Raw genomic sequence first — 19,240 nt, 5'->3', positions numbered from 1 at the left:
GCGAAGGGGAATGGGGCGACGAGCTAAGATCTAGGGGGAAGATGGCTTAGCATCGTTCTTTGGCCGAGGGGCGAGAGTCCTGGGAATGTGCCAGAGAGCGGAGAGCCAGACCCCATGGCGGCTCCGGCGCGTGATCCAGAGGTCGCGCTCGTTCACCGTGGCGAGGGCTTCGGTCAGCTCGGGGCTCCAGTAGGCGCGTCGGCGGTGAACCACGATCCAGTCGGCGCGGGGGACGGCCGACTCGTCCTGGAGGATGACGTCGCGGCGCGCCAGGGCGGCGGTCGTGGTCAGCACCCCCTGCCCTGGATAGAGCGTCGGCGCGAGGGCCGCGACACTCCCCTTGTCGGCCCGACGCGCCAGGTCGTCGAGCAAGACCCGGTCCACGGCGTCTCCCCAGTACGTCAATTCCAGGCCGAGCCGCTCGGCCCCCGGCAGGCCCCCCACCAGCAGATTGTAATAGCTGAGCCCGAACGGGTGCATCGAGATCGCGCCGTACGACTGGCAGAGCAAGACTCCCAGAACCGCGATGCGGCCGGCGCGCGAGCCCCGCAAGGTCGTCCACGCGAGCCCGCAACCGTAGCCGATCAGCATCGCCCATGCGGGAAAGACGTGCAGGAACAAACGCTCTCCGTCGTATACGGGAACGCCTGTGCTGAAGAGTGTTAAGAATAGGAGAATCGATGCGATCAGCAAAAACGGAAATCGGTCCTCGCGGCGGGCGTGCCAGGCGCGGACTACGCCGACCGCGCCGGCGGCGTGAAGGACGACGGGGACGGTGACGGCGAAATAGAGCCACGGATAATGCCAGGGCACGTCGCGATCGTTCCAGATCCGGCCGAAGTACTCGACGCGGATCGTCGCCCGCGCGACGCTCGTCCCCCAGTAGGCGGCCCATCGCGTGACCGTGTCGTACCAGAGCCACGGCCATCCCGCCATGAACAGCGCGACGCCGGCGGCGGTCCAGACCGCCATCGCCTTGATCGCCCGCGACGGCGACAACCGGCTGAACGCCCAGGCCAGAAGCAGCGGAGCCAGCAGCCAGGCGTGGATTTTGGTCAGCAAGGCGAGCGCCCAGAGCGCGCCGGCGGCGACCATCGCCGGCGTGACCCGGCGCGCCTCGACGGCTCGCGCGCCGGCCAGGAGGGCCAACGTCCAGAAGAGGCTGAGGAACGTATCGAGCGCGGCGAGATGGGCGTGACTGAAGACCCGAGGCATGACGAGCAGCGCCCAACCCGCCGCGAGGCCGGAGGGGTTCCCCCACCGTCGGGCGGCCTCGGCGGCGATCAGGCCGACTAGAACGGCGAAGGCCGATGCGGGGGCGAGTCGGCCCGAGGCGACGTGGACCCCGGTCGGGTCGTAGCCGTTCCAGAGCGGCTCGAACGGCTCGCCGATCAGCGAGGCCAGGCCCAGCAGCCAGCGGCCCAGCGGCGGATGCTCGGCGTTGTCGCGGAAGGCGCGGTCGACGTTCGCGCGTTCGAAGAACCGCCATCCCGTGCGCTGCAAGGTCGCGAAGTAATCGCGTCCCGGGCGCACGTCGAGCGGTTCGTCGACGGTGAGACCCGGGCCTCCCAGGGTGGCGATCGTCAGCAGTGCGGCGAGCGCTCCCATCGCGAATCCCACTCGGCGATGGGTCGTCGCGGTCGCCGTTGAGCCATTCGTCCCCGCCGGTCGACTCATGCCGCGAACGCTCCCGCCGTCTGCTTCGAGAAGGTGGCCGTCGAGTGCCCGTCGCGGGCGTCCCGCACCAGGATGAACGGTCGACGCGATCAAATCAAGCCGCCCTCTCGACCGCACGGCCTGCCGCGGCGATAGGACGTGGAAAAGCCAGCGAGCCCGGGCTCCTTCCTTCCGCGGCGGTGAGGCCGGGATGGAAGTCGCTCGGGCTCGCTGGTTCGAGAACCGAGTATCAGGATCGAGATCGAGATCGAGATCGGCGTCGGGTTCCCTAAGGCGACGTCCGGGGCCGGCTCAAGGCTCTTCGGACTTCTTCTGGGAGATCAGCCTGCGAATCCGCTCTGCCAGCAAGGCACCGTCGAACGGCTTCTTGAAGCCGTCGTTGAAGCCGAGCGCGAAGGTTTCTTCGCCGGGCTCGTCGCTGGTCAGGGCCAGCAGGATGGTCGCTTGATGGTCCGGACTCTTGCGCAGGTTCTGCGCGATCTGTCCGGCCTCGATGCGGCCGAGAGCCATATCGATGATGATGCAATCGGGATGGAAGCTTTCGGCGCGGATGCCGGCTTCAAAGCCCGACGCGGCGGTCTCGATCCGGAAATCGTCGCCCTCGCGAAGGTGATCCCGGAGTACGGCTTGGAGCGGAGCGTCAGCCCCGACCACCAAGATTTTATTATAAACCTCGGCCTCGAGATCGCCCAAGGGCATTCCATGCTCCTTGAGGAACCGCAGGAGATGCTCCCGCGGTATTCTACGATCCTGAGAACCAGGGATTCGATATCCTCGCAAGCGTCCTGAGTCGAACCACTTGCTGACGGTCCTCGGCGCGACTTTGCAAATCTTCGCGACCTGGCCGGTTGTGAATACTTTCTTCATCTCGAGGACTCCACTCGCCCTGTTGGGTGCGAGGCCACGGAGGCTTCCTCCTCCCTCCGGATCGGAACCATGTCGGTTCGGCGACCGCTCCGGCTTATCGGCCTCTCCAGCCCGGTCTTCGGTAAAGAAGGTCGAACTGTGGTGAGAGACCGCAATCGTGCGAATCGCTCCGACCCCTCCCCCGTTCTTTATCGCCCCACGAGGCACACTTCCTGCAACCCGAATCGAGACTCAAGTTTGAGACGATCGACTCCGCGGTCTTGGAGGCCCTTTCGATGAGTTGGGCGACGGCTCGGCAACCCGACTCCCGTTTCGATAAAGCCCGGCAGAGCTTCCCACCCCATCCAGGATGGAAAAGCGGCCCGGTCCTGAACCACGCAAGGGCGTTTGACTCGCATCCCTGCTGTAGCGAACCTGACCGTCAAGACTAATATTCGAGCCGCGCGGCTTGGGACTTTAGGAGGGGTCGCGAGTAGTCCCGTCGAGAGAGCCGAAAGGCGCGGTTGGATCGGTTGTAAAGCCGTGCCACGACGGGGAGTTTCGTCGAGGCAAGAGAAATTAGGCGGGGGCAGGATTGTCCGCTGCCTTGCATGGCTTGCTGTACGCTCAGACGCGCCAGTGCGGCTGGCGAGATCCGCGGTTCCTGTTGGATCACAGGAACTTGAGTGGGCTTCGGGCGCATTGTGCGGGGGTGGGGGTGGGCGTCCGGCCGTCGGGCGGCCTCGGCGGCGAGCGGGTTTTGCCTGCTTAACTAGTCCTGGCGAGCGGGGCCGCCGGTGGCGACGGCCCCGCGCAGGGTCTTCCGACGGTTACTCGCCGCGCCCTCGGAGGCGGTCGAGGAACCGAAACCGCGAGGTCGACGTGGAGTCGTCGTCCGATTTGGCCGCTCCGCCGGTCTTTTGCAGCGAGTCGTCCTTCTTGGCGGCGGGCTTGTCCGAAGCGTCGGTCTTGGCGTCCGTCTTGTCTGACACGTCGGGCTTGTCCTTGGCGTCGTCGTCGGCCTTGCCCGTTTCCGCTGGCTTGTCCTTGGCGTCGGTCTTGGAGGTTTCGCTCTTGGGGGACTTGGCGGCGGCCGAGGCCGGCTTGCCGTCGTCCTCGGCGGACGACCGGTCGCGGAAGTTGAACATCTTGCGGAGCCGCGAGCCGCTCGCGGTCTTCTGGACCGCGGCGTCCTTCTTCGGCGTCGTCGCGCCCAGGATCGATTTCTCGAAGTACTCCACGGTGGAGACGGGCACCGAGTCGACGAACAGCGGGCCGGGCAGGTTCTTCTGCTTTTGCGCGGCTTCGAGGATGGCGATGACCTCGGGATAGGTCGAGCCCATGTTCGCCACGTGGCGGATCACCTCGCCGATCTCGAGCGAGCTGCGGACTTTGACGTCGGCGTCGCCGAACTTGCTGGGGACGATCTTGGAGATGTCGAGCTCGTCGTCGTTGAGCGCGGCGTTCAGCAGGACCGGGCCGGAGCCGAGCACGATCGGGGTCTGGAGCTTCTGGCCCCGGCCGAAGACGACGATCTCCGACCGCCGCGACCGCGAGACGTGGACGACGGGCGGACCTTCCGTCTCGACGATGTAGAGGGCGAACGGGTCTTCCGGTCGGGGGCGCCGGGCCGAGGCGATGGCCAGGGCCATGGCGTCGGGCGCTTCGGGGTCGATCTCCTCGTCCTTATAGGGGTCGTCGAGGATTTTAACCTGCCCGAGCGCCGCGTCGTGCTCGTCGAGAGTGCGGAGGGCGTTGAACGCTCCGTAGCGGACCTCCATCTCGGGCTGGTCCAGCAGCTTGCGGAGCTTGATCCGGGCCGAGTCGTCTTCCATGGCCGCCAGAGCCGCCAGGGCGTAGGCCCGGAACTGCTTATGAGTGATCGCGGTCTGCCCCAGCATTTCGACGCCTGCGGCGTCGTCGAGATACGCCAGGGCCTCGGCCGCGAAGAACCGAACCTCGGGGTCGGCGTGCTTGAGCCCCGCTCCGAGCGCCTCGGAGGCCGAAGGGCCGAGCGCTTCGAGCTTCAACGCCGCGACGCCGCTGGTCTTGGGGTCGAGCAGCTCCTTGGCGGCCCCGGCCATTCGCTGCTCGCGCAGGGCCGGAGTGTCGATCATCGGCAGGAGCTGCACCACGCGAAAGAACCGCTCCTGGTTCTGGTGGTAGATGTCCGGGACTTTGAGGACCAGGTTGCTGTCGGACTTGGCCGTGGCGGCCCCTTTCTGCTGGCCCTTCTCGTTCTGATGGAACCGCTCGTTGACGACCTTCTCCATCAACCCGGCGTTTCGGATGGACCGCTTGTTCTCGCCGAGGAGGAGCTTGTACGGATAGTCTTTCTTGACGCGTCCCGCGCCCAGCACGCGGCCCGACTTGAGGTCGCCGGGGTTCTGGGCGGAGCCGGTCATCACCGGGCCCATCGCCATGGCCATGTCGCTGCCGGTGCGCGGCGTGCCGCCGGCGACGAGGACCTCGCGGAGCCGGGTCGTCATCAGGTAGCCGCCAGCGAGGCTCTTGGCGGCGCTGGCCGGCGGGAGCACGACCTCGACGTCGAAGCGATCCTTGGGGGCGGCGCCGGTGGGGATCTTCATCCTCACGATGACGGGCGCGAATTGCTTGTTCTGGATCAGCTCGCTGGCGTGCTCGACGCCCGCCTTGCTCATCTCGTCGACGAGCTGGGTGCGAAACCACGACGGCGGTATGTCGCCCCCGGTGTTTTCCAGGCCCGCGACCAGACCGACCCCCTCGACGGTGATTTCACCGCCCTTGAAGACGCTCGCAAGGTCTCCCACGGTCTCCTCGGCCTTGGGCGGAGGCGCCGTGGCGCGCTTTTTGCCCAGTGGGCCCGCCGCGCCGACCTGATTCCCCGCCAGCGTCGCCAACGCGACAACGGCTCCGACCGCCCAGGTCAACCTGGGGACTGTCCGCCACATGGGCCTGCCTCCTTGCCTACCGCTCGGGGAGAACCCCCGGACGCGTCATCGAGAACGGATGATGAAGACGCGTCGATCGCGAAATTGACGCTCGCCCACGTCCCTGTGAGACCAGCGACCGCGGGTCAAGGTACAACCCACGACTGGCGGAATCTAGCGGGGGACCGAAAACCGGTCAAGCGGAATCGCCCTCGTTTCTTGAGCCTCTTCCGGCGAGCGGCGCGGATTCGGCCGCTCGCCGGAGAGTGGGGCCGTCAAGAGGCTTTCTTACGCGTCGCGGCGAGCGCCAGCAGGCCGTACGCCGTGACGAGGTTGGCGTCGCCTTCCATGAACCCGTCGGCCTTGTTCACCCACTCGCCGTTCGGGCCCTGGCGCTTCGCGAGCGCGGCGATCAGCTCGGCGCGCCAGTCGTGGTCGACGCCCGAGGCGTCCTTGAACCGGTCGCCGCCGAGGACGGAGAGGGCCTTGGCGAAGACCAGGTAGTAATAGTAGAGCCCGCGCTCGCCCAGCCCCGGGTTCTCATCGAGGGAGTAGTGCTTCTTGATGTACTCCAGGGCCGCCTTGGCGCGCGGGTCGTCGGGGGTGAGTCCGGCGTAGATCATGCTCTTGAGGCCCGCGTACGTCATCGACGCGTACGACCGCAGGCCGCCGTCATCGGCCGGACCGGCGACGCTCGACCCGCCGTTGGCCGCCGTGTAGACGAAGCCGCCGTCGTTCACCTTCTTCGCCCACGGCTGGTCGTTGAACTCGCTGTCGAGGTTCTGGCATCGCGAGACGAAGATCAGGGCCTTCTTGAACGCCGGGTCGTCGGCGGGGACGCCCGAGTCGTGAAGGGCTTCGAGCATGAACGTCGTGTTCGAGAGGTCGGGCCGGCTGTTCTTCCCGCCGTAGCCGGCACCGCCGTAGAACGAGTCGGCGGGGGTCTTCTGCTCGCCCTCGTCCCACTGCTTGCCCTTCAGAAACGCCTGCGCGCCCTTGATGACCGCGTCGTACCGGCCGTTGGTGTTCGCCTCGTGGAAGGCCGTCAGGGCGACCGCCGTCGTGTAATTCGCGTGGGCGGCGTCGGGCAGACCCCCCTCGGGCTTGACGAACGTCTCCAGGTAGGCGAGCCCCTTGACGATCACCGGCTCGGACGGAGTGGCCTGGCCCGACCGCAACAGGGCCGCGACCGCCAGCGCCGTGATGCCCGGCTCCTTGCGCTCGGCCGACCACGTGCCGTCGGCCGCTTGACGCGACTTCAGGAACCGCGCCGCCTTGGCCGTCAGCGCATCGACGTCGGCCGTCGGCGGCGCGGCCGCCTGGCCGAATACGGTGTGAGGGGCCGTCGCCAGGGCGACTGCTCCGGCTGCCTGACCCAGGAACGACCGACGGGTGTTGATGCTCATCGACAAGTCGCTTTCGTTGACTGAGATAAGGGACTGCTTCGACCACTCGATTCAATCGCCGCGGGCCGAAGTCGAGCCGGCTCCAAAGAGCAAGTCCCATGCCGGTGGTTCCAGGCCGCCTGAACACGTCATTCTACGGCGTTCACAGCCCGACCGCCGCCTGAGAGGCCGAACTTTCGGCGATCGGCGCGTCGCCCATGGACAATCCTTGGCCGTCCAGATCGGGCGGGACTCCGGTCCTGAGAACCGTTGGGAATTCTCATTTTGAGAGGGAATCGCGATCAGTTTGAGGCGCGGATCGTGGGTCGAACGGGGCCTGAATGATGTTTCATGGCTGCAAGGTTGCAGGGGTGCGACGCGGCGGTCGGATTTCGTGACCGGCGGTGTGAAGGATCGACGATCCGAGGGGGGCGTCCGCGACCGGAACGGCCCATGCTCTTGCACCTAGAGCGACTGACGTCACCTGGAACTCAATCAAAAGCTCTTATAAAAGATCACTGCAATGAACACCCTCACCACGCTCGGCTCCGGTTCCGACGCCTCGCGGATCATCTCGCCCGGTCCTCTTGAGACCTCGATTTACGGGACGTTCGGCAAGCGGCTGCTCGACGTCGTGCTGGCGTCGTCGGCGCTGTTCGTGCTCTCGCCGCTGTTCCTCGTCGTGGCCTGGTTGATCCGGCTGAACGACGGCGGCCCGGTGTTCTTTCGACAGAAGCGCCACGGCAAGGACGGGGCGTCGTTCTTCATGTACAAATTCCGCTCGATGAAGACCACCGCCGAGGCCCAGAAGGCGGCCTTGCTGGCCGACAATCAGCACGGCCGCGACGGGGTGACGTTCAAGATGAAGGCCGACCCCCGGATCACCCGGGTCGGCGCCTGGCTTCGCCGCACCAGCCTCGACGAGCTGCCGCAGCTCTGGAACGTGGTCCTGGGCGATATGAGCCTGGTCGGCCCTCGCCCGCCGGTCGCGGCCGAGTATGCGAAATACACCGACTACCAGAAGACCCGGCTGGCGGTGACCCCGGGCCTCACCTGCCTCTGGCAGATCAAGGGACGCGCCGAGATCCCCTTCGAGGGCCAGGTCGAACTCGACCGCGAATACGTCGCCACCCGCAGCCTGCTGCTCGACCTCAAGATCCTGGTTCTGACCATCCCCGCCGTCGTCTCCGGACGCGGGGCGTACTGACTCCGATTCACCGGATTCGTGGCCGTCCACGAAGAGCCTCCAATTCGTAGTGGGCCGTTGAGAGTGGATGAACGAGTGTAGTGAGTCGAAAATTCATTCCATAATCAACAGGTGATGGGTGCCACGGGTTCGGTTTGCCGAACCCGTGTTTGACAGGCTACAGCTCGCGTCCACGGGTTCGACTCGAACCCGTGCCACCCCGACTGAAGGACATGGACTTCTGACTCAGGACACTCGATCGCGATTCGTTCGCGGTGATCACGTAGGGGCGCCCCTTGTGGGTGCCCGATCCGGATCGGCGACCTCCGCGACTCGGGCACCCACAAGGGGCGCCCCTACAGTGATGCGGTTTTCCGGCCAGCGCAACTCATAGGTGGATCGCTCTCGTAGGGTGGACGCCGTCCTACGACAAAACGGCACCGTCGCCGCCACAAACCGGACCTGAGCCGTTTGACCCGGCCGCGCGATCCGGCTCGGCCTCGACCGCCGCCTCTGAAGGCCGGGACGAGCCCGCGCCGGATTGGCTTCGTTTGCTCCCGAGAGAGCCGACAACTGGATTCATAACCTGTTGTAATGTAGACGGTTCCGACTCTCTGGCGTTGGCTTCGTTCGCGCGGTTTTTAGGGCTTCGCGATGGTCGTTCCCCCGCTTCGAGCAGCTTGGCCAGGTAGTCGGTCATTCCCTCGGCGACGAGGTTCTCGATCGGGTCGGATCGGTACGAGGACGGGCGAGCGGCCGGCTTGCGGGGGGCCGGGGGATTGGGTTCCTTCGTCGCTTTTTTCTCCGCGGCGCGGAGCTTCGCCAGCAAGTCGATGGTCCGCAGCAGCTCGCGGGTCCGGGCGGTCTGGAACCGACGGAGCCGCTCGAAGGCGTCGCTGGCGGAGAACGAGGCTTGCTCGGCGAGTTCCAGCGCGTCGTCCCCCTCGATCTCTTCGAGGTCGACGAGCAGGTCTTGAAGCCGTTCAATCTCGCGCTCGGCGATCGATCGAAGGAACGCGACGCCGGCCTCGGGAGATTCGGGGCGTGGGACGATCTCGCGCCAGACCCGCCAGGCGCTGAACGCCGGATCTTCGTACGGCGTCATCTCCTGCATCTGGAGCCAGAACCGGGTGCCCCACTTCTCCTCGATCGTCTCCCAGGCGAGGAAGATCTCGTTCAGCTCGGGATCGTCGATCGCGGCGAGCGGCTGCTTGCCGAGCAATCGGACGAACTTGAACTGGTCGAGGAACGTCCAGTCTTCGTTCGAGATGATGAGGCAACGGATTTCAACCCAGCGGTCGAGCAGCCATTGCGCGCCTTCGGGCGATTCTTCGAGGCGGGCGACGAAGGCCGAGGGGTCGTCGGTCCAGGCGGGGCCGGAGATCGGCAGCAGTCGTTTGCCCGCCATGTAGAACAGCTTGCGGCCGAGGTCGCAGACCTTCTCGGTTCGCTTGGCCCGCGAGCGGAGCATGGCCTTCCGGACTTTGCGCGCAAGCAACGCGGTTTCGTACCGTTCGGCCCGATCGAGGCTCCAGGAGATCCGCGCGGCGCGGCTGACCAGCTCGCGTTCGACGGCGTTGGTCGGCTGGTAGTCGTCGATCCAGTCCTGGATCTTGGCTTCCAGCTCGGCCGGGTCCTCGTGCGGCAGGACCGGGTTGCCGGTCTTCGCTCGCAAGCCGTGCTTGAGGGCGTTCAGCCTGCTTTTCGCCTTGCCCTCGTCGGTCTTCGGTCCACAACTTTTCTTGGCGTTGGCGCGATTGGCCTGGAGCTGGGCGTCGGTGGACATCGCGGGGAATCTCCTCAGAGGGGGCGTCGTCGATGAAGCCTCTGAGGATAAGGATGTCGCCTGATGACGCCTTTTAAAAAAGATTCCGGGTTATTCCGAGGATTCCGATTGGGCGGCGGCGATCGGCGAGGGCATGCACTCGCTGGCGCTTCGGGCTTGTATTCGGGGATTCGCGAGGTGCGAAATACAAGCCCGACGCGCCAGCGAGGGATGATTTTCGAGCCGCCGCGTGATCACCGCGAACGAATCGCACTTGAGCCGAGGCGATGCCGGTCCCCTTCAGGCTCAGGTCAGGGCGGCGAGCATGCTTTCGGGGGCGGCGGCGTATTCGAGGGGTTCCATGGTGTAGCTGGCGCGGCCCTGGCTGAGGCTGCGGACGGTCGTCGAGTAGCCGAACATCTCTTTCAGCGGGGCGCGGGCGTCGATGACCATCAGCTTGCCCCGGGTCGAGGTCCGGTCGATCAGGGCGCGGCGGCTGGCGAGGTCGGCGGTGATGTTGCCCAGGTAGTCTTCGGGGGTGACGACTTCGAGCCGCATGATCGGTTCGAGCAGCACCGGGCCGGCCTCTTCGATGGCCTGGCGGAGCGCGTCGGAGGCGGCGAACCGAAAGGCCATATCGCTTGAATCGACGTCGTGATAGTCGCCGTCGACCAGCGTCACCTTGAGGTCGACGAGGGGATAGCCGGTCTTGCCGCCGGATTTCGCTTCTTCGCGGAGGCCCAGCTCGATGGCCGGCACGTACTCGCCGGGGATCACGCCCCCCTTCATCTTGTTGACGAAGTGGAGCACCGGAGCGCCCTTGGGCTGAACCTCGGGCTCGACGTCGACCTTGATCTTGGCGTACAGGCCGGTGCCGCCGGTCTGGCGGACGCACGCCCCCTCGACCCGCTTGACGGCCTTCTTGATCGTCTCGCGGTAGCTGACCCGGGGCCGGCCGACGTGGACCTTGAGCTTGAAGTCGCGGGTCATCCGGTTCTTGAGGATCTCCAGGTGCAGCTCGCCCATGCCGGAGATCAACGTCTGGCCGGTCTCCTCGTTGACCTTGTAGCTGAAGGTCGGGTCTTCGCGGGCCAGGGAGTTGAGGGTGTCGGCGAGCTTCCCCTTGTCGGCCGAGCTGACGGGCTCGATCGACATGCTGATGACCGTTTCGGGGAACTCGATCCGTTCGAGCAGGATCGGGTGCGCGGCGTCGCAGAGGGTGTCGCCGGTGACGCAGTCCTTGAGGCCGACGACGCCGACGATGTCGCCGGTCGTGGCTTCGGCGATCTGCTCGCGGTCGTCGGCCCGGATGTGGTAGAGCCGCGAACAGTTCTCTTTCTTGTCGCGGCCGGGGTTGTACGCTCGCGTGCCGGCCTTGAGGACGCCCGAGTAGACGCGCACGAACGAGAGGTCGCCGTGGGCGTCGTTGGTGATCTTGAAGACGAGGCCGCAGAACGGCTCGTCGGGGCTCGGCTTGCGGACGATCTCGGTCCCCTTCTTGGGGTGGTGGCCGATGATCGGCGGTTTGTCGAGCGGGCTGGGGAGGTAGGCCGAGACCGCGTTGAGGAGCCGCTGCACCCCCACGTACTTGAAGCTCGACCCGCAGAGCACCGGCTGCGCCCGGCCGGTCAGCGTGGCGCGGCGGAGGGCGTCGTGGATCATCGCCTCGGTCAGCTCGGCGCCGTCGAGGTGGGCCATGTAGTTCTCGGCGAACGTCTCGTCGAACTCGGAGAGCGAGTTGAGCATCGTCTCGCGCCAGGCGTCGGCGTCGAGCCTGAGTTCGTCGGGGATCTCGGCGACGGTCATCGTCGAGCCCAGGTCCTCGGTCTTGAAGAAGAGGGCCTTCATGGTGATCAGGTCAATGAGGCCCTGGAACTCGCCCATGGTCCCTTCGGGGCCCGCGCCGATCGGGATCTGGATCGGGATCGGATGGCCTTCGAGCCGATCGGTGATCTCGCCGAAGACGCGGTCGAACTCGGCGCCGATCCGGTCCATCTTGTTGATGAAGCAGAGCCGCGGGACCTGGTACTTGGCGGCCTGCCGCCAGACGGTCTCGCTCTGGGCCTCGACCCCTTCGACGGCCGAGAAGATCACGACGGCGCCGTCGAGCACGCGGAGCGACCGCTCGACCTCGGCCGTGAAATCGACGTGGCCGGGCGTGTCGATGATGTTGATCGTCGTCGCCTGCCCCTCGGCGTCCTTCCAGTGGCAGGTGATCGCGGCGGCGACGATCGTGATCCCGCGCTCGCGTTCTTCCTCCAGGTAGTCGGTCGTCGTGTTCCCCTTGTCGACGTCGCCCATCCGGTGGATTTCGCCGGTGTAGTAGAGAATCCGCTCGGTGGTCGTCGTCTTGCCGGCGTCGATGTGCGCGATGATCCCGATGTTGCGAATCCGGCGTAGGTCGGTCGTGACGTCGTCGCTGGCCATGGGGTCGTCTCGTTCTTCGCCGGGCGTCGGACGTCGGTCCGCGACGGGGCGTCAGGGAAGGAAGTAGCCGGAAGGGCGGGCGCCCGCCGCGAATCCCGCATCGACCCGGGGTCGACGCGCTCTCGGCTTCTAGCTTAACGCCTGTTCGCCCGAAGCGTCGAGACCGGTGATCCGGCCGAGTGTTTGACGCGACGAGGCCCGGCGGCCTTTGATCCGCCGGGCCTCGAACAGTTGGGCCATGCCGTTCCGACCTCGGGCCGGACGCCACGATGCGATTCCCTTGGGAGAGGGAGGGCGCATCGAACCCGAAACGGCTCAGCCGCCGGCGGGCGCGGCGGCGGATTTCTTGGCGAGAAGCTCGGGGATCATGGTTTCGAGCTTGCCGCGCGCCTCGACCGAGAAGAGTTTGCCTTCGGCGTCGACGACGAACATGCTCGGGATGCTGTTGATCCCCCATTTCTTGGAGAATTCGCTGGACCAGCCGTTGCCCTGATAGTACTGCGGCCAGGCGATCTCATTCTCCTTGACGTACTTTTTGAGTGCGTCGAGCCCCCCCTGCTCCTTGGGTTGGTCCAGGCTGACGCCGATGAACTCGACCCCCTTGTCGTGGTATTTGCCGTAGATTTCCTTCATTTTGGGCATCTCGGCCACGCAGGGGCCGCACCAGGTCGCCCAGAAGTCGACGACCACGACCTTGCCCTTGAGACCGTTGATCGAGACGGTCGAACCCTTGACGGCGTCGGTGAACTCGAGCTCGAACGGCTTGCCGACGCTTTCGCGTTGACGCCGACTCCCCTTGATCGAATCGACGATCGAGCTGTTGGGGAAGTCGTTGAGAATGCGTTCCTCGATCGCCTTCTTGGCGGATTCATCGGTCAACCGCTGCGACGCCGCGTACAGCAGGCTCGGCGCGCGGGGGTCCTTCGGCGCCAGCTTGAGGAACGCTTCGACCGGCGACATATCGACCTTGGGATCGCTCGACAGGTACAGCTTGAGCTGAGCCTTGACGAAGTTGCCCTCGATGACGAGCTTCTCGTTCTTGGAGTGGGCCAGAACCTCGTCGATCTCCGCGAGGAGCGCCTTGCCTTGATCTTGCGCGGGGTCGGAGCTCATCCACCGCTCGGGGAGCAGCGTGGCCAGCTTCTCGTTGTTGGGAGCGATCTTGTACAGCTCCTGGATCAGCGCGCCGCGCTTCTTGCTGACTTCCTGTCGCTTGGCGATGTACTCCTGCACGTAGGCCCGGTCCTTGACCTTGGTCCGATCCACGTCCGGAACCTTGACCTCGTCAAGCTCCTTGAGGATCTTCTCGGCGGTGCGGTCGTCGGCGAACGCCGAGGCCGAGGCCAGCAAGAGTCCCAGGGTCGTCACGACCCATGTCGGCTTCATCAAGCGTCGCATCGGTTCACTTGGTCCTTTCTGAAGGATCTGGGCTCGGACGGCGCGCCAGTTCGCCCCTTCCGCCACCCGAGGCCGGTGATCAAGCTTCATCGGGCAATTTCAACGTAAGGATGCGGACCACTCGAAATCAACAAGAAAAGGCTCGCCATGATTCAGGGGATTCAGGACAAGACGCGGGATCTTTCGCTCATGCGCGTGAAGAAATCACGTAAGGGCGGGACGCAGACGTCGACGCTGTACCGTTCCTCGATCGTCCGCCGGGCGGCCCGGCCGAGCGGCGAGTGGGTCGCGGGATCGTCCAGAACGCGGAGGGCCGTTTCGGTCAGGCGGTCGACGTCGAACAGCGGCTCGACCAGGCCGTTGACGCCGGGCTCGATCAGCTCGCGGACCGGCTCGACGTCGGAGGCCAGAACCACCGCGCCGCTCGACATCGCGTTGAACAGCGACCACGACGTCACGAACGGCGTGCTCAGGTAGATGTGCAGGTCGGTCCGTCGCAGAATGTCCGCCAGCCGTTCGGGGACGACGCGGCCGAGGAAGAGGAACCGCGAGAGGTCGTACGAGCCCCGGTCGAGCACCCATTGCTTGAAGCTGGGCGAGCCGGTGTGCAGCTTGTCCCAGCCGTAATGGGTCTCGTCGCCGCCGACCACTATGAAGAGGACGTTGGAGCGGCGGCGGGCGATCCGGTCGGCGACCTTCATAAAGAGGTCGAACCCGCGGACCGATTCGAGCCCTCGCGAGACGAACGTCACCACCTTCGTCGCGGGCGGGATCGAGACGTCGTCGATCGCCTTGATCTTCGCACCGGGGGCGTACAACTCGGAGTCGACGCCGTCGAAATGAACCTCGATCTTGGAATGGAACCGGTCGGGGAACGATTGCTTCTGCCAGGCGGTCGGCGAATAGCCGGCGTCGCAATCGACCAGCCCGAGCAGCGTCGGCGCGTTGATGCAGCGCGGGAAGAACGGAGCGGGCTCGGCCGGCGGCAGATCGACTCGATAAGAGATGTCGCGGCGGCGGGCCGCGAAATAATATTCGCAGTACGTGACGATCGGGCAATCGACGACGTCGCGCAGAAAGACCGACGGCGCCCCCCTGCCCCCGTGGGCGACCACCAGGTCCGGCCGCAATGCGGGCCTGGCGCGGAGCGCGTCGAACACCGAGGCGCTCTGTTCGAGGAACCGACCGTGGACCTGCGGCCAGGGGGTCTCGTCCCGTGCCGGGCCGTCGGCGGCCGGCGGGATCTGGTGCAGTTCGAGCGTTTCGAGCATCTCGGCGGTGGGCGTGGGGCAGCTCGAAAGCGTTTCCACCAGGAAGCTGCAACGCCAGCCGTGGCGCTTCGTCAATTCGAGCGCAAGGCGGCCGAACTGAGCGGGGAAGGCGTCGTGGATGAACAGAACGTGCACGGCCTCGGCTCCTTCAACGTCCGTTTCGGGAGTTCGTCAGCTCTTCCAGGCGGTCGGCCAGCCGAGGGAGGCAGACGTCCTGATCGTACCGCTCCCGAGTCCGTTCGGCCGCCGCCTCGCCCAGCGGCCGATGAGCCGCCGGGTCGTCGACCGCCGAAAGCGCAGCGCGAAGGACCGCGTCGGGATCGTCGGGGTCGACCAGCAGGCCGGTCCGACCGTCGTCGAGAACTTCGCGATACGGTGGAGAGTCGGACGCGAGCACGACGCAGCCGGCGGCCATCGCTTCCAGCACCGAGCGGGCCACCGGATACGGCCGGCCGAGCGCGACGTGCAGGTCGCTCGCCGACAGAACCTCGGCGACCGTCTCGGGCGGCGTCTTGCCCAAAAAGAACAGGCGGTCGACGTCGTTGAGCGGCGCTCGCTCCATCAACACGGCGCGGTAGTCGCGGTTGTTGAACGTCACGTCGAGGCCTCGGTGGACGACCGGATCGCCGACGACGACGCAGACGACGTCGGAACGCGCTTTCATGAGCGCGCGGGCCAGGTTCCAGAACCGGTCGAAGCCGCGAACGCGGTCGAGGCTCCGGGCGACGAACGTGACGATGCGGGACGAGGCGGGAATCGTCCGACCGGCGACGGTTCGCGGACCGTTGCGGCGGGCGCGGTCGAACCGGCGGCCGTCGATCCCGTCGTGGCAGACCCAGAGGTCGTCGCGGTACTCGGCCGGGAACAGCGACCGCTGCCAGTGCGTGGGGGTCCAGGCGAGCGCCGCGTTTTCGAGGTCGAGCAGTTCGACGGCCGCGGCCGAGCGCCGCCAGTGGGTGTAGATCGGCGATGCGCCGGGGCCGTCGTCCGCCGCCAGGTCGTTGCGATGCGGATCGAGGTAGTAGTCGAACAGGTTGACGACGGGGGCGGACGGTTGGGCGACGGGGGCGAACAGGCTGGAGCCCAGGCCGGCGGAGCGGCCGACGACGACGTCGATGGGCCTGGGCCGGTCGGCGTCGACGACTTCCCAGCAGCCGTAGGCGTAGCAGAGGCTGCGTTCGAGGGTCCGCGACCAGGCGACGGCGGGCTCGCGCGCAACGCCCCCCACGCCGAAGACGCGAAGGTCGAGCCCCTGGCCGACGGCGGCCGGCCAGTGCTCGCGGGCTTCGGGCGTATTGGCGTAGAACCGGCACCGATACCCGCGCTTCCTCACCAGCCAGTCGGCCGTCGCGCCGAGCCGACCGGGGAAGTGCGGTTCGATGCAGAGGATGGAGAGCGGGTCTTGGGCCATGGGACGTTCGGCCTGGGCGTGGACAAACCGTGCGAGGACCGTCCCGACGCCGGGCCGGGTCGTCGTTCCGGCTTAGCTCACCAGGCGAAGTGGGCGAAGGCCTTGTTGGCTTCGGCCATGCGGTGGACGTTCTCGCGACGGGTGATGGCGATGCCTTCGCGGTTGAACGCGGCGACCAGTTCGTCGGCGAGCTTGACGGCCATCGGGCGGCCCTTCTTCTCGCGGGCGGCCATCAGCAGCCACCGAATCGCGAGGGTCTGCTGGCGGGTCTTGTTGACCTGCATCGGCACCTGGTAGGTGGCGCCGCCGACGCGCTTCGAGCGGACCTCGATGATCGGCTTGACGTTCTCGACCGCGCGGGTGAAGACGTCGACCGGCTCGTCGTTGGGGAGCCGCTTCTGGATCAACTCCATGGCGTCGTAGAAGATGCGCTGGGCGACGCTCTTCTTGCCGTTGTGCATCACGCAGTTGATGAACTTGCCGGCCAGCTTGGAGCCGTACCGAGGGTCGGGACGAAGATGGGTCTTGCTCGCCGTGAACTTGCGGGCCATGAATGTCGATCCTGCGGAAAAGTGCGATTCGAGGAATTCGTGGGTAGACCCGCCCGGGGCGCGATCTCGGGTTCAAGCCCGGACGGCGAGGGAGCGGGGACGCGCCGACGTCGGGCGCTTAGATCATTTCTTCTTCTTGCCGGCGGGAGCGGCCTTCTTCTTGGGCGAGCCGTACTTCGAGCGGGCCTGCTTGCGATCGCCGACTCCCTGGCAATCGAGGACGCCGCGAACGATGTGGTAGCGAACGCCCGGAAGGTCGCGAACGCGGCCGCCGCGAATCAGGACGATCGAGTGCTCTTGAAGATTGTGGCCTTCGCCGCCGATGTACGCGGTGATTTCCTTGCCGTTGGAGAGCCGCACGCGGGCCACCTTGCGGAGGGCCGAGTTCGGCTTCTTCGGGGTCATGGTCTTGACCTGGAGGCACACGCCGCGCTTGAACGGGCATCCTTCCAGCACCGGCGACTTCGTCTTGTACTTCACGGGCCGGCGGGGGCTGCGAACTAACTGATTAATGGTCGGCATGAGTCCGTCGTTTCCCTGTCATCCATCGGAGCCTGTTCGTCCCGGCTTCCCTTCGAGACGCGTCCCGGGCCGGGCCGGGATTGGTCACATCCCGAACGAATCCTGGTCGCGGGCGTCGCCGCGCCGTCCAGGATTAACCGTATCGATCGCTGTCAACCTCGCCACGAGATCTGCGGCAAGTCGGCCGGAACGGGGGCTTTCCGACGACCTTCCCCGGTATGATTCAGGCGGTCGATCCAGAGTCAAAGCATTTAGTGTACCGAATCTCCGGCTCGTGTCAAGGAGTTCGGCGCGACGGAATCACCTGAAAGTCCTCGGCGTGGAGGGCGCCTCCACGGCTGGAATTGACAGCCCGGCGGGACGGATCTACGATCGGGGTGATTTCCGGACGATCCGGTTGGTAGAGATACGCGATGCGTGGAGGCCGGCGGGCAACACTTCGCCGACGTCGACGCCGCCCTTGCCCGGGGAAGCACGATGGAGCGTAACCCTGGGGGAACGGATTGCGCGACAGTGCACCCGCAGCCAACGACCTCATGGATGTCGACCGCGATTCTCCAGCGCACCGGGCTTGAGCCCGGCGCCGCGCCGATGTCGACCCCCGATCAACCGGCCGCCGTCGCGTCGTCGCCGCTCCGCGTCGTCATGGTTTTCAACATGGACGCCTGCCAGGGCCCGACCGGCGTCACCCGGCACGCCCTGGCCCAGCTCGACCGCCTGGCCCACCGGCCCGACGTCGCGCTCCGGCTGATCTCGGGACGGATGACCGAGCCCGACGGCCGGGCTTACTGGGATTCACTCGAAGATCTCCCCCGCCGCGAGCTGTTCCTCCGCACCCGCGACCTCCTGCGATGGTGGCGGTTGCAGCCCTGGCCCGCGATCGAGCGGATCGCCGGCCCGGCCGACTGGGTCTACTCGCCGGCCGAGTACCTCGTCCCCTCCCGCAAGGCCCGACGCGCCGTCACAAGCCACGACGTCTTGCAATACCTCCGGTTCGGTCCTCCCAAGAGCCGGGACATGATGGCCGCCGCGTTTCAGCGGGCCGATCTGATCCTCTCGGTCTCCGATTTCAACACCCAGCGGCTGATCGAGTCGTTCCCCGCCTGCAAGGACCGGATCGCCCACGTGCCCAACGCCGCCGAAGACCTGTTCTTCGAGCCCTGCGGACCCGGCGAGCGCGAGAGCGTCCGCGACGACCTCGGGCTCCCTCCGGGCGTTCCTTACCTGCTCTCGGTCGCCAACTTTCAGCCCCGCAAGAACCTGATCCGCCTGATCCGAGCGGCCTCGGCCCTCCGTGAGGTGGCCTCGGGCGATCTGGCCCTGGTGCTGCTGGGCGCTGGCGCCCCCCACGAGGTGAAGCCGCTCCGCGAGGCCGTCGCGGCGATCGGCCCCCGGGCGTTGATCCGGCTTCCCGGATATCGCCAGGGCAAGGTCTTGCGGGCCGCGTACGCCGAGGCGACGGCCCTCGTCTTCCCGTCGCTCTGCGAGAGCTTCGGCATCCCGGTGGTCGAGGCCATGGCCCAGGGCGTTCCGGTCGCGCTGGCCGATTCCACCGCGCTTCCCGAGATCGGCGGCGCGGCGGGATGGTATTTCCCTCCGGACGACGAGTCGGCGATCACCGCGACCCTGCGCGACCTGCTCGACCGCCCACTCGAACGGGCACGGCGGACCGAACTGGGCCTGGCCGTCGCCGCTCAGTATCGCTGGCGAACGGCCAACGACCAGCTCGTCGCGGCCCTGACCGCCCGGCTTTAGCGAGGACTCCTTCGGGGCACCCTCCGAATGGAAGCCCGAAGCGCCAGCGAGTGAATTGTTCTGCGTTTCCTGATCCAGCACGTCGGCCGGGAGAATTCACTCGCTGGCGCTTCGGGCTTGTATTTCACTCTCCGAAT

Annotated in this window: 13 protein-coding genes; 2 read left to right on the top strand and 11 right to left on the bottom strand. The window is 66.4% G+C overall.

The genetic code is table 11. The features are described 5' to 3' along the window. Positions 1-30: 30 nt before the first annotated feature. The 4 genes from BSF38_RS13280 to BSF38_RS13265 form a co-directional block, all read right to left on the bottom strand. Positions 31-1,608: an ArnT family glycosyltransferase gene (locus BSF38_RS13280; RefSeq protein WP_237170868.1), complete on the bottom strand. Its 1,578-nt coding sequence runs from the start codon at positions 1,606-1,608 to the stop codon at positions 31-33. Positions 1,609-1,968: 360 nt separating this feature from the next. Then, on the bottom strand, positions 1,969-2,544 hold the full coding sequence (locus tag BSF38_RS13275) for a helix-turn-helix domain-containing protein (protein ID WP_076346318.1): 576 nt from the start codon (positions 2,542-2,544) through the stop codon (positions 1,969-1,971). Between the two features lie 809 nt (positions 2,545-3,353). Next, on the bottom strand, positions 3,354-5,453 hold the full coding sequence (locus BSF38_RS13270; protein WP_076346316.1) for a flagellar basal body P-ring protein FlgI: 2,100 nt from the start codon (positions 5,451-5,453) through the stop codon (positions 3,354-3,356). Between the two features lie 254 nt (positions 5,454-5,707). Further along, complete coding sequence (locus tag BSF38_RS13265; protein ID WP_076350854.1) at positions 5,708-6,838, bottom strand: prenyltransferase/squalene oxidase repeat-containing protein; 1,131 nt, start codon at positions 6,836-6,838, stop codon at positions 5,708-5,710. Between the two features lie 502 nt (positions 6,839-7,340). Between BSF38_RS13265 and BSF38_RS13260 the strand changes: the two genes are divergently transcribed. After that, positions 7,341-8,024: a sugar transferase gene (locus BSF38_RS13260; protein ID WP_076346314.1), complete on the top strand. Its 684-nt coding sequence runs from the start codon at positions 7,341-7,343 to the stop codon at positions 8,022-8,024. Between the two features lie 403 nt (positions 8,025-8,427). On the opposite strand, the gene BSF38_RS13255 is transcribed toward BSF38_RS13260, so the two are convergent. The 7 genes from BSF38_RS13255 to rpsL all read right to left on the bottom strand — a co-directional run bounded on the left by BSF38_RS13255 (position 8,428) and on the right by rpsL (position 17,348). After that, positions 8,428-9,789, bottom strand: a complete 1,362-nt coding sequence (locus BSF38_RS13255; protein WP_076346312.1) for a hypothetical protein — start codon at positions 9,787-9,789, stop codon at positions 8,428-8,430. Positions 9,790-10,074: 285 nt separating this feature from the next. Further along, entirely contained in the window at positions 10,075-12,195 is a 2,121-nt protein-coding gene (gene fusA, locus BSF38_RS13250) for an elongation factor G (RefSeq protein ID WP_076346310.1), read from the bottom strand. 315 nt (positions 12,196-12,510) lie between these two features. Continuing rightward, the gene (locus BSF38_RS13245; RefSeq protein WP_168189370.1) at positions 12,511-13,593 is read right to left on the bottom strand and encodes a TlpA family protein disulfide reductase; all 1,083 of its coding nucleotides are present in this window, start codon (positions 13,591-13,593) and stop codon (positions 12,511-12,513) included. 161 nt (positions 13,594-13,754) lie between these two features. After that, positions 13,755-14,999, bottom strand: coding sequence for a glycosyltransferase (locus tag BSF38_RS13240; RefSeq protein ID WP_076346306.1), 1,245 nt, complete (start codon positions 14,997-14,999; stop codon positions 13,755-13,757). A 13-nt stretch (positions 15,000-15,012) separates the two neighbouring features. Continuing rightward, on the bottom strand, positions 15,013-16,275 hold the full coding sequence (locus tag BSF38_RS13235; RefSeq protein ID WP_076346304.1) for a glycosyltransferase: 1,263 nt from the start codon (positions 16,273-16,275) through the stop codon (positions 15,013-15,015). 77 nt (positions 16,276-16,352) lie between these two features. Continuing rightward, entirely contained in the window at positions 16,353-16,826 is a 474-nt protein-coding gene (rpsG, locus tag BSF38_RS13230; protein ID WP_076346302.1) for a 30S ribosomal protein S7, read from the bottom strand. A 123-nt stretch (positions 16,827-16,949) separates the two neighbouring features. Continuing rightward, the gene (rpsL, locus tag BSF38_RS13225) at positions 16,950-17,348 is read right to left on the bottom strand and encodes a 30S ribosomal protein S12 (protein WP_076346300.1); all 399 of its coding nucleotides are present in this window, start codon (positions 17,346-17,348) and stop codon (positions 16,950-16,952) included. Between the two features lie 540 nt (positions 17,349-17,888). Between rpsL and BSF38_RS13220 the strand changes: the two genes are divergently transcribed. Beyond that, positions 17,889-19,103 carry a glycosyltransferase family 4 protein gene (locus BSF38_RS13220; RefSeq protein ID WP_237170867.1) on the top strand — a complete coding sequence of 405 codons (1,215 nt, stop codon included), beginning with the start codon at positions 17,889-17,891 and terminating at the stop codon, positions 19,101-19,103. The last annotated feature ends 137 nt before the right edge of the window (positions 19,104-19,240 follow it).

Source organism: Paludisphaera borealis, assembly GCF_001956985.1.
Taxonomy (GTDB): Bacteria; Planctomycetota; Planctomycetia; order Isosphaerales; family Isosphaeraceae; genus Paludisphaera; species Paludisphaera borealis.
This window is presented reverse-complemented; position numbering and strand designations above follow the sequence as displayed.